Genomic DNA, 15747 nt, shown 5'->3' on the forward strand with positions numbered 1-15747 from the left:
GCGGGTCACCTCTATACTGGCCGCCTTGATCAAGGAGCGTCATCATGGCTAGCCGCAGTCGGGTCGGGCAGTGGAGCTGGAAGGGAATCGCGGGCCTGGCGCTGGTCGCCAGCCTGGCCCTGGGCATCGGGGGTTGCAACCGCAACAACAGCGGGCAGCTGCCCACCCCGTCCGGCGCACCGATCGCGGCCAAGGCCGAGAAGGTCAGCGAGTTCACCCTGGTGCGGGCCTACCCCGACCAGAAGGGCGACGGCGTGTCGCTGGCGCTGGAATTCTCGCGCCCGCTGGTGGGCACCCAGGACTTCGACGCGCTGGTCCGCTTCGCCGAGAAGGTGGGCACCGAGGACAGCAGCTGGACCCTGTCCGATGACGGCCTGACCCTGCGCTACCCGTTCGTCGAGGCGGCCAAGGAATACAACCTGATCGTCTCGCCCGACCTGCTGGCCGCCGATGGCAGCCGGATCGGCAAGGAGCTGCGCCAGAAGGTGTTCACCGGCGAGCTCAAGCCGGTGGCCGGCTTCGCTTCGCAGGGCAGCGTGCTGCCGGCCAAGGACAGCCGTGGCCTGCCGGTGGTGTCGGTGAACGTGCAGGAAGTGGACGTGGAGTTCCTGCGCGTGCGCGAGAACCAGCTGCCCACCTTCTTCAGCCAGTACCAGCGCGGCGGGCGTCGCGGCAGCTGGGACCTGGACAGCGACTATGACGACCGCGTGCCGATGTCCAAGCTGGCCGAGCCGGTGTACGTCAACCGGTTCGTACTGGGCGGCAAGCAGAACGAGCGCGTGCTGACCTACCTGCCCACCCAGGAGATCAAGCAGCTGCAGGAGCCCGGCCTGTACTTCGCGGTGATGAAGCGCAGCGGCTCGTTCGAAAGCGAGTTCGACACCGCCTTCTTCACCGTCAGCGATATCGGGCTGCACACCCGCGCCTACAAGGACAAGCTGTTCGTGCATACCGCCTCGCTGCAGAGCGGCGCGGCGCTGAAGAAGATCGAGCTGCGCATCCTCGACGGCAAGGGCGAGGTGGTGCTCAAGGGCAGCACCGACGGCAACGGCAATGCACTGCTCAACTACACGCTCGATGCCAGCCACGTGCTGATCGCCAGCAGCGGTGCGGACACCTCGATGCTGCCGTTCAACCAGCCGGCGCTGGACCTGAGTGAGTTCGCGGTGGCCGGGCGCGACAACGCCTGGTTCGACGTGTTCGCCTGGTCCGGCCGCGACCTGTACCGCCCCGGTGAAACGGTGCGCATCTCCGCGCTGCTGCGCGACAACGATGGCAAGCCCACCAAGCCGCAGCCGGTCTTCCTGCGCCTGAAGCAGCCGGACGGCAAGACCTTCCGCGAAACCCGCCTGCAGCCGGGCGAGCAGGGCTATTTCAGCTTCGAACAGACCATTCCGGCCGAAGCCCCGACCGGGCGCTGGCAGGTGGAGTTCCGCACCAACCCGGCCAGCAAGGAAGCCATCCAGGGCATGACCTTGCGCATCGAGGAGTTCCTGCCCGAGCGCATGAAGCTGGACCTGGACAGTGCCCAGAAGACCCTCAAGCCGGGTGAGCCGCTCAAGCTGATCGCGGATGCGGCCTACCTGTACGGCGCGCCCGCCGACGGCAACCGCTTCACCGCGCGCCTGGCCGTGGCGGCCGAGCAGTCCCCGGTGGAGGCGTTGCCGGGCTACTTCTTCGGTGACCCCACCCTTGCACTGCCGCGTGAGGCACGCGACATCATCGACACCGAATTCCCGGCCGACGGCAAGCTGCGCCAGGACGTGGCGCTGCCCGATGAGGTCAAGCCGACCGCCCCGATCGCGGTGGTGGTGTCCGGCAGCGTGTACGAAACCGGCGGGCGCACCGTCACCCGCACGCTGAAGCGGGTGATGTGGCCGGCGCCGGCGCTGGTCGGCGTGCGTCCGCTGTTCAATCCCGATGACGGCGCCGATGCCAACAGCGCCGCGCGCTTCGAAGTGATGCGTGTGGACGCCGCAGGCAAGCCGCAGCCGGCCAAGGGCCTGAAGATCACCCTGGTGCGCGAGCTGCGCGACTACCACTGGACCTTCAACGACAACCGCTGGGATTACGACTTCACCCGCCGCTTCGAGAACAAGGACACCCGCACCGTCGACGCCGGCACCGCGGCCACCACGGTCGACCTGCCGGTGGAGTGGGGCGAGTACCGCCTGGAGGTGTTCGATCCGACCACCGGGCTGACCAGCCGCTATCCGTTCCGCGCCGGCTGGAGCTGGAACGACGACAACCGCGGCTTGGATGCACGCCCGGACAAGATCAAGCTGGGCCTGGACAAGACCGGCTACAAGGCCGGCGACAAGGTCCGCGTCACCGTTACCCCGCCGCATGCCGGCAAGGGCATCCTGATGGTGGAAAGCGACAAGATGCTGTACGTGCAGGAGATCGACGCCAAGCCGGGCAGCACCTTCGACATCCCGGTCACCGCCGAGTGGGAGCGCCACGACGTCTACATCACCGCGCTGGTGTTCCGTGGCGGCAGTGCGCCGAGCAAGATCACCCCGGCCCGTGCGGTGGGCGTGGTGCACGTGCCGATGGACCGCAAGGCGCGCCAGATCGCGGTCGGCCTGTCGGCGCCCAAGCAGATGCGCCCCGAGCAGACCCTGCCGGTGACGGTGAGCGCGCCGCAGCTGGCGGGCAAGGTCGCGCACGTGACCGTGTCGGCGGTGGACGTGGGCATCCTCAACATCACCCGCTTCCCGGTGCCCGACGCGGCCGGCCACTTCTTCGCGCAGCGCCGCCTGGACGTGGATGCCTATGACATCTACAGCCGCGTGATCGAGAGCTTTGACGGCAGCAGCGGCAAGCTCAAGTTCGGCGGCGACATGGCGCTGGCGGCGATGCCCCAGGCCAAGCGTCCCACCGCGCGCGTGCAGACCGTGGACCTGTTCTCCGGCCCGGTGAAGCTCGATGCCAAGGGCATCGCCCGGATCGCGCTGAAGGTGCCGGACTTCAACGGCACCCTGCGGGTGTCGGCGGTGGTGTATTCCGATGACCAGTACGGCAAGCGCGATGTGGAAACGGTGGTGCGCGCGCCGATCCTGGCCGAAGCCAGCATGCCGCGGGTGATGGCGCCGGGCGACCGCAGCACGGTCACCCTGGACGTGCAGAACTTCACCGGCACGCCGGGCGAGTTCAAGGTGCAGGTCGACGGCATCGGTCCGCTCGCCCTGGGTGAACCGACCCGCACGCTGCAGCTCAAGGCCGACGCCAAGACCACCCTGAGCTTCCCGCTGACCGCGCGCGAGGGCTACACGGTGGCCAAGGTGCGGGTGCGGGTGGACGGCAACGGCTTCAAGGTGGACCGCCGCTACGACCTGCCGGTGCGCGCCGCCTGGCCGCAGATCCTGCGCTCGCAGACCCGCACGCTGGACCCGCTGGGTGCGGTGGAGATGGGCAGCGGCCTGGCCGATGGCCTGATGAGCGATTCGGTGACCGCCCGCATGCTGGTCAGCGCGCTGCCGCCGATTCCGTTTGCCAGCGCGCTCAACGACGCACTGAAGTATCCCTATGGCTGCGCCGAGCAGACCACCAGCAAGGGCTACGCGGCGCTGATGCTGGACGAGGCGACCTCGGCCATGCTCGGTGCCGACGGCCTGGATGCCAAGACCCGCCGTGAGCGCATGGAAGGCGCGTTCGGCCGGCTGGCCTCGATGCAGGTGGCCAACGGCAACTTCTCGATGTGGGGCGACGACGGCTATGTGAACCCATGGCTCACCCCGTACATCGCCGAGTTCCTGCTGGATGCCAAGGACGGAGGTTTCGCGGTGCCCGACAGCGTGCTGCAGAAGGCGCTCAACCGCCTGAGCGAAGACCTGCTGTCCGGTGGCAACCAGTTCTACGGTGAAGACCGCCGCGAGAACCTCAAGTTCGCCAACCAGGCGTACTCCGGTTACGTGCTGGCGCGAGTCAACCGCGCGCCGCTGGGTACGCTGCGCGCGCTGTATGACAACGAACGCAGCAAGGCGCTGACCGGCCTGCCGCTGGTCCACCTGGGTATCGCGTTGTCGCTGCAGGGCGACCACAAGCGTGGCGATGCGGCCATTGCCGCCGGCTTTGCCAAGCCGAGCAGCGAGCGCCCGCAGTACTTCGGTGACTACGGCAGCGCGGTGCGCGATGACGCACTGATGATCGCGCTGCTGCACGAGCGCAAGCTGTCCAAGCCGGGCTATGACGCCCGTGCGGTCGACCTGGGCCGGGCCCTGGATGCACGCCGCAGCAGCAGCGGGTTGTGGTTGAGCACGCAGGAACAGGTCGCCATCGCGCGCCTGGGCAAGGCCCTGTCGGCCAACCAGAAGAAGCTGGTGTCCGGCGAACTGGCTGTGGGCGGTGAGGTGGAGGCCATCGCCGCGCGTCGCCTGTTCGGGCGCAGCTTCGACTACGCCGCGCTGGCCAAGGGCGTGCGCTTCACCCCGCAGGGGGAGCCGCCGATGTTCGCCAGCCTGGACGTGGCCGGCATTCCGCGCACCGCACCGGAGCCGGACAGCCGCCACCTGGGCGTGGAACGCACCTGGTACACCACCGACGGCAAGCCGTGGACGCCGCGCGCGTTGAAGGAAGGCGAGGCGTTGATCGTGCGGGTCAGCATCACCCCGAACGTGGACATGCCCGACGCGCTGCTCACCGACCTGTTGCCCGCTGGTCTTGAGATCGAGAACTTCAACCTGGGCGATGCCAAGCAGTGGGCCGACGTGGTGGTGGACGGGCTCAACGTCAACGACCGCGGCGATGCCGCCACGCTGCGCCACGAGGAGTTCCGCGACGACCGCTATGTGGCCGCAGTGAAGCTGTCGCGGGGCAGCACCGCCAAGGTGTTCTACCTGGTGCGCGCGGTCACCCCGGGCACCTACACGGTGCCGCCGCCGCTGGTGGAAGACATGTACCGCCCCGACCTGCGTGGGGTGGGCCGCAGCTACCCGACCACGTTGACCGTGGTCCAACCGTGAGCCGGGTGCGGGCCATCGCTGCCGCGATGGCCCGCACCACGCTGTCGTTCAGCCGATGACGTCATTCCCCTTCAAGCGCCTGGCACTACGGGCGCGGCAGTGGCTGTTGCCCACGCTGCGCTGGGGCACCGTGGCCGTGCTCAGCCTGCTGCTGGTGCTGGACCTGTCCTTCCCGCCGCCGCTGCCGAAGCTGCGCGACACCAGCACCTTGGTGGTCGCCCGCGACGGCACGCCGCTGCGCGCGTTCGCCGATGCCGACGGTGTGTGGCGGTACCCGGCGTCCATCGACAGCGTGTCGCCGCTGTACCTGCAGGCCCTGCTCAATTACGAAGACCGCTGGTTCTGGCGGCACCCCGGAATCAACCCGTGGGGGTTGCTGCGCGCCGGCAAGCAATGGCTGCTGCAGGGGCGGATCGTGTCCGGTGGTTCCACCCTGACCATGCAGGTGGCGCGCATCCTCGACCCGCATACGCGCACGCCCTGGGGCAAGGCCAAGCAGATGCTGCGCGCGGTGCAGCTGGAAGTGCACCTGAGCAAGGCGCAGATCCTGGCGCTGTACCTGGAACGCGCACCGTATGGCGGCACCATCGAAGGCGTGGAGGCGGCCAGCTGGGCCTATCTGGGCAAGCCGGCTGCGCGGCTGTCGCAGGCCGAAGCCGCATTGCTGGCGGTGTTGCCGCAGGCGCCCAGCCGACTGCGCCCGGACCGCCACCCCGAAGCGGCGCAGCGTGCGCGCGACAAGGTGCTCGAGCGCATGGTCGCGCTGGGCGTGTGGAGCCGTGACGACGTGGACGATGCCCGCATCGAGCCGGTGGTCACCCGCGCGCTGCAGCCGCCGCTGCATGCCGCGCTGCTGGCGCAACGGCTGCGGTCGGCGCAACCGCGCGCGGCGCGGATCGAAAGCACGTTGGACATCGGCCTGCAGCGCACGCTGGAAGAACGGGTGTCGTCGTACTTCTCGCAGCTGCCCGAACGTACGTCGGCGGCGTTGCTGGTGGTCGACAACCGCACCCTGGAGGCCCGCGCCTATGTCGGTTCGGTGGCTTTCGGCGACAAGCAGCGGCTGGGCCACGTGGACATGGTGCAGGCCTGGCGCTCGCCGGGTTCCACGCTCAAGCCGTTCCTGTACGGCATGGCGCTGGATGATGGGCTCATCCATTCGGAAAGCCTGATGGTGGACGCACCGCAGGCGTTCGGTGGTTACCGCCCGGGCAATTTCGACGCGGCGTTCAACGGACCGGTCAGTTCGGCCACGGCACTGCGGCTGTCGCTCAACGTGCCGGCGGTGGACCTGCTGGACCGGGTCGGCTCGGCGCGCTTCGCCGCGCGGCTGTCGCACGCCGGCATCACGCTGCGCTTCCCGCATGGCAGCGCGCCCAACCTGTCGCTGATCCTCGGCGGCACCGGTGCGCGCCTGGAAGATCTGGTTGGGGCATTTGCCGGCTTCAACCGCAACGGCATCGCCGGCCGTGTGCGCTACACCGCGGCCGATCCGGTGATCGAACGCCGCCTGATGTCGCCGGGTGCGGCGTGGATCACCCGCGAAGTGCTCGAGTCCAACCCGCGGCCCGGGTACGGCAGCGGCACCTTCGATGTCACCGGGCGCCCGCGGGTGGCGTGGAAGACCGGCACCAGCTACGGCTACCGCGATGCCTGGGCGATCGGCAGTACCCGCCACTACACCGTGGGGGTGTGGGTGGGGCGGCCCGATGGCACGCCGTTGCCCGGGCAGTACGGCGCGGTCACCGCGTTGCCGCTGATGTTCGAGGTGGTGGACAGCCTGCCGCGCCAGGCCGGCGACGCCAGTGGCGCGCCGATGCCGCCCAACGTGACCCGCGAGGCGATCTGCTGGCCGACCGGGGAGCTGGCCGAGCGCACCGAGGACGCGTTGTGCCAACGCCGCCTGGATGCGTTCGTGCTGGACGGCGTGGTGCCGCCCACCTTCGCCGAGCGCGACGCGCGGCTGTGGCAGCCGGGGCGCCAACGGTTCAACGTGGACGCGCGCAGCGGCCTGCGGGTGTCGCCGGATTGCCGCCTGCCGCACGAGACCGAGGTGCGCGAGATCGCACGCTGGCCGGCCCTGTTGTCCCCGTGGTTGCCCTTGGCACAGCGGCATGCGTCGCAGCTGCCGGCGTTGTCGCCGGACTGCAGCGACGATGGCCGCGAAAGCGGCGGCAGCCTGCACATCGAAGGCCTCAACGACCGCGCCACACTGGCCCGCGCGCCCAATGCAGAGCATGGCGTACGCCTGCAGCTGCGCGCGCTGGGCAACGACAACAGCATCGACTGGTTGCTGGACGGACGCTGGATCGCACGCACCGAGGGCGCGCGCCTGTTCCAGCGCGATTTTGACGAAACCGGCGAGCACACCCTTACCGCGCTGGCCTCCGATGGCGCGTGGACGCAGGTCCGGTTCCGCATCCTGCGATAGCAACCCGCGGTGGCACGTCCCGCCATGGCAACACCACGCGCAGGCATCCCGACGTCACCCACACCCATTCAACGGAATGCCCACCCATCCCAACGGCACGCGGCAATATCACCGGTAGGGTCGCGCCCCAGCCGACTGCCGATGCATCTTCCGCATCCGGTAGGGCATGACCTGTGTCGGAAAAGCGCACCAGCACCGTCCTCGCCACAGGTCATGCCACCACCGCATGTTGAGAGCGTATCGGCAGTCGGCTGGGGCGCGACCCTACCGGTTTGATCATCCGCGAGCAGGGGCCGGGGCAGCAGCAGTTCCAGCAGGAGTACAGCGGAAGAGCCGGCCAGCGGCCGGCACGCCCTGTTCCGGGTGCGTGTGGGGTTATTCCCCGATCCAGCCGTCCAGCAGGTCGGCGAACTCGTCGGCGTGTTCCTCTTCCTGGGCCAGGATCTCTTCGAGGATGCGCTTGGTGGTGGTGTCCTTGTCGCCGACGAAATTGATCATTTCGCGATAGCTGTCGATGGCGATGCGCTCGGCGATGAGGTTCTCGCGGACCATGTCGCGCAGGTCCTTGCCTTCCTTGTATTCGGCATGCGAACGCGCGGTCAGGGTGTCCGGGTTGAGATCCGGTTCGCCGCCCAGCTGCACGATGCGCTCGGCCAGCTTGCCGGCGTGTGCCTGCTCCTGCTGGGCGTGCTCCAGGAACTCACCCTTGACCGCGTCGGCGAGCATGCCCTTGGCCATGAAGTAGTGGCGGTAGTAGCGGAGCACGCACACGTACTCGGTGGCCAGTGCATCGTTGAGCAGCTTGATCACCGCCTCGCGGTCGGCGCTGTAGGTCGGCGTGATCGCGCCGTCCTCGATGTCCTTGCGCGCGCGGGCACGCAGGGTGGCGGTATCGCTGATGCCGTCCGGGCCGGTGCTGCGGGTGGCGGGGGCGGGGCTGGATTGCTTGGCTGGCGTTGACATGGCTGGCCGGGTTCCTTTGTTGCGGGGGATCAGCTGGGCAGGTGCTCCAGCACGTACGTTGCCGAGGACACCTCGAACTGGCCGGGTTCCTCGATGAAGGTCTGGCGCACCACGCCGTCTTCGACGTAGAGCGCGAAGCGGCGCGACCGCAGGCCCATGCCCGAACTGCTGGCATCCATCTCCAGCCCGAGCGCGCGGGTGAACTCGCCGTTGCCGTCGGACAGCAGCTGCAGGCCGTCGGGCACGTGCTGGCTTTCGCCCCAGGCCTTCATCACGAACGGGTCGTTGACCGCCATGCAGAACACGTCGATGCCGCGGTGGCGGAAATCGGCGAAGTGCTCCACATAGCCGGGCAGGTGGCGGGCCGAACAGGTCGGCGTGAACGCACCGGGCACGGCGAACAACACCGCCCGGCGTCCGTCGAACAGGGCATGGGTGTCGATGGTCTCCATGCCCTCGCGGATGCGTTTGAGGGTGACTTCGGGAATGCGGTCGCCAACGTGGATGGTCATGCGGACTCCTTGGACACGGACAGCGTAGTAAGCGGGGTGGGAGGGTGGCGTCAAAACGTTGAAAAAATCGCGTGGACACCCATTTCAACGGCAGGGCAGCGCTGCCGGGGCCAGCGTAGCCGCCGCCCATGCGCGACGCATTGCGCCGGATCAAGCCCGCGCGTCACGGCAGCGGCGCTGCCAGCGGCTAGAATTGACGGGACGGTGCCCGCCGGCGCGGGCGACCGAACTTATTCGAGGTGTATCGATGGAATTCAAGGATTACTACGCCACGCTCGGGGTGGAACCGACCGCGGGCGATGCCGAGATCAAGACGGCCTACCGCCGGTTGGCACGCAAGTACCACCCCGACGTCAGCAAAGAGGCCGGCGCGGAAGACAAGTTCAAGGCCGTGAACGAGGCCTATGAAGCCCTGCGCGACCCGCAGAAGCGTGCCGCCTACGACCAGCTCAAGGCCCAGGGCTACCGGCCGGGCGAGGAGTTCCATGCACCGCCGAACTACGGCGGCGGCCAGGGCTTCGATTACGAGGAAGTGTTTGGGGGCGGCGCCGGCGGCGGCGGCTTCAGCGACTTCTTCGAAAGCCTGTTCGCGCGCCAGCGCGGCGGTGGCGGTGGCCGTGCCAGTGGCTTCGGCGGCGCCAGCCAGGGGCCGCAGCCCACCCGCGACACCCGCGCCAAGTTGTCGGTGCCGCTGGAAGCGGCCCATACCGGCGACAGCCTGCGCATCAACGTCAACGGCAAGCAGCTGGACGTGCGCGTGCCCAAGGGCATCCGCCCGGGCCAGGTGATCCGGCTGACCGGGCAGGGTACCGGCGGCGGCAACCTGCTGCTGGAAGTGGAATATGCCGAGCACCCGCAGTTCGAGGTGGACGGCCGCAACATCCTGTACACCCTGCAGGTGACGCCGTGGCAGGCCGCGCTGGGTACCAGCATCAGCGTGCCCACCCTGGGCGGGTCGGTGGAATTGAAGGTGCCGGCCGAATCCGATGCCGGGCGCAAGCTGCGCCTGCGCGGTCGCGGCCTGCCGGGCAACCCGGACGGCGACCAGATCGTGGAGCTGGAGATCGTGGCGCCGGCCCCGACCGAAGAAGCCCAGAAGAAGGCCTACAAGGCGCTGGCCAAGGCGTTCGGCGAAAAGGTGTGATGCCGGCGGTGCGCCGATGCATCGGCGTACCGACCGTTGTTACCGACCGTCAGTGCGTACCGACCAACGGTCGGTACCTACCGGGCCGGCCGTCGGCATCACGCCGTCGGCGGTTCCTGGTTGCTGAAGACCCGCTCCAGCACTTCAGACAGTTCGTCCTCGGAGAACGGCTTGGTGATGTAGGCCTTGGCCCCCTGGCGCATGCCCCACATGCGGTCGGTGTCCTGGTCCTTGGTGGTCACCAGGATCACCGGAATGTGCTTGGTGCTCGCATCGCGGGCCAGCGTGCGGGTGGCCTGGAAACCGTTGAGGTTGGGCATCACCACATCCATCAGCACCAGATCGGGTAGTTGCGCCCGGGCCGCTTCCACCCCGGCCGCGCCATCGGTGGCGGTCAGGATCTCGTGCCCGAGCTTTTCGACGATGCGCTGTATCCCCAGCAGCTGCGACGGTGAATCGTCGACGATCAGAATGCGTGCCATGTTGTTCCCCAGGTTATGCCCGCAGTGTAGTGCCGCGCGCGCATGGCCGGGAAGCGTCCGGCATGCCGTCCGTCGCCCCCCTGCAACGCTCAGTCGATCCGCACCACCGTGCGACCCACTGCGCCGCCCGCAAGCATCGCGTCGAACACGTCGGCCAATCCGTCCAGGCCCACTTCGCGCGTACAGATGGCCTCCAGGTGGCGCGGCTTCCAATCGCCGGCGAGTTTTTCCCACACCTGTTCGCGCAGCGCGCGCGGTGCAGCCGCCGACGACACCCCCAGGAGTGACACGCCGCGGATGATGAAGGGCATCACCGTCATGTCCAGCGCCGGGCTGGCCGCCAGACCGGCGCTGACCACGCTGCCGTAAGGCACCGTCTGCGCCAGCAGGCTGGCCAGCATGGGGCCACCGGCATTGTCCAGGCCGCCGCCGAAGCGCGCCGATTCCATCGGTTTGCCCGTGGCCAGCGCCTCGCGCGGCAACACCTGGCTGGCGCCCAGCCCGTGAAGGTAGTCGGCCTGGTCGGCCTTGCCGCTGATGGCATGCACCTCGAAGCCGGCGAGGCTGAAGATGTCCACCGCCAACGAGCCGACCCCGCCGGTGGCCCCGGTGACCGCCAGCGGGCCATGCGAGGGGGTCAGCCGGTTGTCGGTCATGCGCAGCAGCGCCAGCGCGGCGGTGAAGCCGGCGGTGCCCAGCACCATCGCCTCGCGCGGGGTCAGCCCGGCCGGCTGGGCGATCACCGCGCTCGCGGCCAGCCGCACGTACTGGCTGTAGCCGCCGTCCCGGGTCTCGCTGAGCCCGCAGCCGGTGGCCAGCACCGCATCGCCCTCGCGGTAGGCCGGGTCGGTGGAGGCCACCACCGTGCCGGCGACGTCGATGCCCCCCACCAGCGGGAAGCGGCGCAGGATGCGGCCCTTGCCGGTGCCGGCCAGGGCATCCTTGTAGTTCACCGACGACCACTGCGCGCGGATCACCACCTCGCCCGGGTTGAGCTGATCCAGGCCGATCGCCTCGATGCCGCTGCGGTGGCCGTGCTCGTCCTGGTGGATGCGGAAGGCGTTGAAGGGGGCGGGCAGGGGCATGGGGGCGGCCTCGTGGGGTGTGGAACGACACCTTACCTGCTGCCTGCGCGGGCCGGGACCCCCGGCTGGGCAACGCATGAATCGATCCCGTTGGCCCCTTGCCCCTTCCAATCCTGCCGATCCGCCCCATCTAGTAGAATCGAACAGGATTCATGGTTGACGGTGCGGAATGGCCCGCAGGCAACCTTTCACTGATGGAGCGTGCATGGCCTGGAATACACCCGGCGGCAACAAGGGCGGACAAGGTCCCGACGAGAACCGACGAGGGCCGTTTGGCCCGCGCGGTGGCGGCAATGGCAGCGGTTGGGGCGGTTTTCCCGGCCCGCTCAAGGATCTCTTCGATGGCAACATCCTGCGTTGGGTGGCGGTCGCGGTGGTTCTGCTGCTGCTGTTCTCCAGCTTCCAGCTGATCGGCGAACAGCAGCGCGGCGTGGTCCTGCGCTTCGGCCAGTTCTCGCGGATCCTGCAGCCCGGCCCCAACTTCAAGCTGCCCTGGCCGATCGAATCGGTGACCAAGGTCAATGCCACCCAGATCAAGACGTTCAGCAGCCAGGTGCCGGTGCTGACCCGTGACGAGAACATCGTCAACGTCTCGGTCAACGTGCAGTACCGCATCGACGACCCGCGCCTGTACCTGTTTGGCACGGTGGCCGCCGACCAGGTGCTGGAGCAGTCCGCGCAGAGCGCGGTCCGCGAGCAGGTGGGCCGTGCCGACCTCAACGCCGTCCTCAACAACCGCGGCCCGCTGGCGCTGGTTGCCCAGGAACGCCTGCAGGCCGCACTGAAGGCCTACCGCACCGGCCTGGCCGTCACCGGCCTGACCCTGCCCGATGCGCGCCCGCCCGAAGAGGTCAAGCCGGCCTTCGACGAGGTCAACGGCGCCCAGCAGGTCAAGGAACGCCTGATCAACGAAGCCCAGGCCTACGCGGCCAAAGTCGTGCCGGAAGCGCGCGGCCAGGCCTCGCGTGCCCGCACCACGGCCGAAGGTTACAAGCAGGCCGCCGTGGCCAAGGCCGAGGGTGACGCCGAACGCTTCACCCTGCTGCAGGCCCAGTACAAGGACGCCCCGGAAGTCACCCGCAAGCGCCTGTGGCTGGAAACCGTGCAGCAGGTGCTCGGCCAGAACCGCAAGATAATCGGGGGCGATGGCCGCCAGCTGATCTACGTGCCGATGCCCGGCGACACCCGCGGCGCTGCCGCACCGGCCGCACCGGCCGTGACCCCGGAAGTGATGCTGCCGTCGCTGCCGGCCAGCACGCCGGTGGATGGCGTGCGCAACACCGAACGCCCGACCACCCGCCCCACCGGTCGTGAAGGAGTCAGCCGATGAAGAGTTCCCTTTGGATCGGGTTGGCCGTGGCCGCCCTGCTGGGCCTGTTGGGCTCGGTGTACGTGGTCCGTGAAGACCAGACCGCGATGGTGCTCAACCTGGGCAAGGTGGTCCGTGCCGACATCAAGCCGGGCCTGCACTTCAAGGTGCCGCTGGTGGAAACGGTGCGGGTGTTCGACCGCCGTTTCCAGGTGCTCGCCACTGCCCCGGCGCGTTACTTCACCGCCGAGCAGAAGGACGTCAGCGTCGACTTCTTCGCCATCGGGTACATCTCCAACGTGCGCGATTACTACCGTGCCACCGGTGGCGATGCCAGCGTGGCCGACGCGCGCCTGGCCCCGATCATCACCGACTCGCTGCGTAACCAGATCAACTCGCGCTCGCTGCAGCAGCTGGTGTCCGGCGACCGCAGCGAGCTGATTGCCGGGCAGTTGACCGGCATCAACGAAGCGGTGAAGGGCCTCGGCATGCAGATCATCGACCTGCGCATCAAGCAGATCGACCTGCCCACCGACAGCCAGGTGATCAACGATGTGTACGAGCGCATGCGCGCCCAGCGCAAGCAGGAAGCGGCCAAGCTGCGTGCAGAGGGTGAGGAGCAGTCGCTGACCATCCGTGCCCAGGCCGACCGCGACAGCACGGTGATCGTGGCCGAAGCCGAGCGCGATGCGCAGCAGCTGCGCGGTGTCGGCGATGCCGAAGCCGCGCGCATCTACGGCAAGGCCGGCTCGGCCGACCCGTCGTTCTACGCCTTCTACCGCAGCCTGGAGGCCTATCGTGGGTCGATGGCCGACGGCAACGGCGTGATCGTGCTCGACAAGAACGACCCGTTCCTGCAGTACCTCAAGAGCGATCGCTGAGGCCGCAGGCGGCAGGTAACCCACGGGGACCCGGTGCAGACCGGGTCCCCGTTTTGTTGGTGGAGATGTCATGAAAGAGTTGTTCTCGGCCCTGTGCCTGGTGGCCGTGCTCGAAGGCCTGTTCCTGTTCGCCGCCCCGCTGGCCTGGAAGCGCATGGCCGAACACCTGCTGATGCTGCGCAGCGCCACACTGCGCACCTGGGGCGGGGTGATCCTGCTGGCCGGGCTGACCACGCTGTGGTGGCTGAAACACTAGGTAGTGCCGGCCGCTGGCCGGCTCCCGACCAGACCCGGTAGTGCCGGCCGCTGGCCGGCTCCCGACCTTGGCTGAGGAGCCGGCCAGCGGCCGGCACTACCGGATCGCATCAGCGGCCGGGCAGGGGCCGGCGCCACGGTGCCCCCCTCCTGACCGGTTGCCAACGCCCGCCTCCACCGGGGTGGCACCTGCCCAAGGAAACCCGGATAATGCAAAAAAGCCGGACGGGCCTCCCCGTTCGGCTTTTTCCGTGTCTGGGCCTTCCATCGCCGGCCGCTCCCCGTTTGGAGCCGCCATCACCGCGCTGGCCAGCCCCGCCACGGTTTACCCGTCCGCGGCCCCGATGGCCGCAACATATGAGGAGCCCGTCATGGGTCAGTCTGTCGTAGTGCTTGGTGCCCAGTGGGGCGATGAAGGCAAGGGCAAGATCGTCGATCTGCTCACCGAGGAAATCGGTGCCGTAGTACGTTTCCAGGGCGGCCACAATGCCGGCCACACGCTTGTCATCAATGGCAAGAAGACCGTGCTGCACCTGATCCCGTCGGGCATCCTGCGTGCCGACGCGCTGTGCCTGATCGGCAACGGCGTGGTGATCTCCCCGGCTGCGCTGCAGAAGGAAATCGCCGAGCTGGAAACCTCCGGCGTCGAAGTGCGTTCGCGCCTGAAGATCTCCCCGGCCGCGCCGCTGATCATGCCGTACCACATCGCCCTGGACCAGGCGCGCGAACGCGCTGCCGGCGGCAAGGCGATCGGCACCACCGGCCGTGGCATCGGCCCGGCGTATGAAGATAAGGTGGCACGTCGCGGTATCCGCATCGCCGACCTGCATTACCCGGCCCAGCTGGAAGAACTCCTGCGCACCGCGCTGGATTACCACAACTTCGTGCTGACCAATTACCTCAAGACCGACGCGGTCGACTTCCAGAAGACCTACGACGAAGCACTGGCCTTCGGCGAGTACGTCGAGCCGATGAAGTCCGACGTTGCCGGCATCCTGCACGACCTGCGCAAGCAGGGTAAGCGCGTGCTGTTCGAAGGCGCCCAGGGCGCACTGCTGGACATCGACCACGGCACCTACCCGTACGTCACCAGCTCCAACACCACCGTGGGCGGCGCGCTGGCCGGTGCCGGCGTGGGCGCGGACGCGATCGACTACGTGCTGGGTATCGCCAAGGCCTACGCCACCCGCGTCGGCGGTGGTCCGTTCCCGACCGAGCTGGACGATGAAGTCGGCCAGGGCATCCGCGACCGCGGTGCCGAGTACGGTGCCTCGACCGGCCGCCCGCGTCGCTGCGGCTGGATGGACATCGTCGCGCTCAAGCGCGCCGTGGCCATCAACGGCATCAGCGGCCTGTGCATCACCAAGCTGGACGTGCTGGACGGCATGGAAAAGCTGAAGGTCTGCATCGCCTACGAATACCGCGGCAAGCGCACCGAATACGCCCCGCTGGACGCGCAGGGCTGGGAAGAGTGCACCCCGGTGTACCTGGAGTTCCCGGGCTGGACCGAGAACACCCACGGCATCACCAACTGGGACGACCTGCCGCCGGCCGCCCGCGCCTACCTGCGTGCGCTGGAAGAGCTGGCCGGCTGCCCGGTCAGCATCGTTTCCACCGGCCCGGACCGCGACCACACCATGGTCCTGCAGGACCCGTTCGCCTGAGCCACCCGGTAGTGCCGAGCCCTGCTCGGCACCGCCATCGCACCAGGCAGATACACG

General features: G+C 68.5%; 11 protein-coding genes. 7 read left to right on the forward strand and 4 right to left on the reverse strand.

Features of this window, described 5'->3' with window-relative positions:
• Positions 1-86: 86 nt before the first annotated feature.
• Both DX03_RS05210 and pbpC read left to right on the forward strand, forming a co-directional pair.
• Entirely contained in the window at positions 87-4964 is a 4878-nt protein-coding gene (locus DX03_RS05210; protein WP_425598309.1) for an alpha-2-macroglobulin family protein, read from the forward strand.
• Positions 4965-5019: 55 nt separating this feature from the next.
• Positions 5020-7395, forward strand: coding sequence for a penicillin-binding protein 1C (gene pbpC, locus DX03_RS05215; protein ID WP_038686921.1), 2376 nt, complete (start codon positions 5020-5022; stop codon positions 7393-7395).
• 375 nt (positions 7396-7770) lie between these two features.
• Here pbpC and DX03_RS05220 read toward each other — a convergent pair whose 3' ends face one another.
• Both DX03_RS05220 and DX03_RS05225 read right to left on the reverse strand, forming a co-directional pair.
• Complete coding sequence (locus tag DX03_RS05220; RefSeq protein ID WP_038686923.1) at positions 7771-8358, reverse strand: ferritin-like domain-containing protein; 588 nt, start codon at positions 8356-8358, stop codon at positions 7771-7773.
• Between the two features lie 29 nt (positions 8359-8387).
• Positions 8388-8870, reverse strand: coding sequence for a peroxiredoxin (locus tag DX03_RS05225; protein ID WP_038686925.1), 483 nt, complete (start codon positions 8868-8870; stop codon positions 8388-8390).
• Between the two features lie 247 nt (positions 8871-9117).
• Here DX03_RS05225 and DX03_RS05230 point away from each other — a divergent pair, with 247 nt between their 5' ends.
• Positions 9118-10014 (forward strand): DnaJ C-terminal domain-containing protein, encoded by an 897-nt coding sequence (locus tag DX03_RS05230; protein WP_038686926.1) that lies wholly within the window; start codon positions 9118-9120, stop codon positions 10012-10014.
• Between the two features lie 98 nt (positions 10015-10112).
• Here DX03_RS05230 and pilH read toward each other — a convergent pair whose 3' ends face one another.
• The gene (pilH, locus tag DX03_RS05235) at positions 10113-10496 is read right to left on the reverse strand and encodes a twitching motility response regulator PilH (protein ID WP_038686928.1); all 384 of its coding nucleotides are present in this window, start codon (positions 10494-10496) and stop codon (positions 10113-10115) included.
• A gap of 89 nt (positions 10497-10585) precedes the next feature.
• Positions 10586-11581: a YhdH/YhfP family quinone oxidoreductase gene (locus DX03_RS05240; RefSeq protein ID WP_038686930.1), complete on the reverse strand. Its 996-nt coding sequence runs from the start codon at positions 11579-11581 to the stop codon at positions 10586-10588.
• 205 nt (positions 11582-11786) lie between these two features.
• Here DX03_RS05240 and hflK point away from each other — a divergent pair, with 205 nt between their 5' ends.
• The 4 genes from hflK to DX03_RS05260 all read left to right on the forward strand — a co-directional run bounded on the left by hflK (position 11787) and on the right by DX03_RS05260 (position 15690).
• Positions 11787-12911 carry an FtsH protease activity modulator HflK gene (hflK, locus tag DX03_RS05245; RefSeq protein WP_038686932.1) on the forward strand — a complete coding sequence of 375 codons (1125 nt, stop codon included), beginning with the start codon at positions 11787-11789 and terminating at the stop codon, positions 12909-12911.
• A complete protein-coding gene (hflC, locus tag DX03_RS05250) occupies positions 12908-13771 on the forward strand; it encodes a protease modulator HflC (protein ID WP_038686933.1) in 864 nt (287 codons plus the stop codon). Before hflK ends, hflC begins: the two co-directional genes overlap by 4 nt.
• A 70-nt stretch (positions 13772-13841) precedes the next feature.
• Positions 13842-14027 carry a DUF2065 domain-containing protein gene (locus DX03_RS05255; RefSeq protein WP_038686935.1) on the forward strand — a complete coding sequence of 62 codons (186 nt, stop codon included), beginning with the start codon at positions 13842-13844 and terminating at the stop codon, positions 14025-14027.
• Between the two features lie 370 nt (positions 14028-14397).
• Positions 14398-15690: an adenylosuccinate synthase gene (locus DX03_RS05260; protein WP_038686937.1), complete on the forward strand. Its 1293-nt coding sequence runs from the start codon at positions 14398-14400 to the stop codon at positions 15688-15690.
• Positions 15691-15747 lie beyond the last annotated feature (57 nt).

Source organism: Stenotrophomonas rhizophila (assembly GCF_000661955.1).
Classification (GTDB): domain Bacteria; phylum Pseudomonadota; class Gammaproteobacteria; order Xanthomonadales; family Xanthomonadaceae; genus Stenotrophomonas; species Stenotrophomonas rhizophila.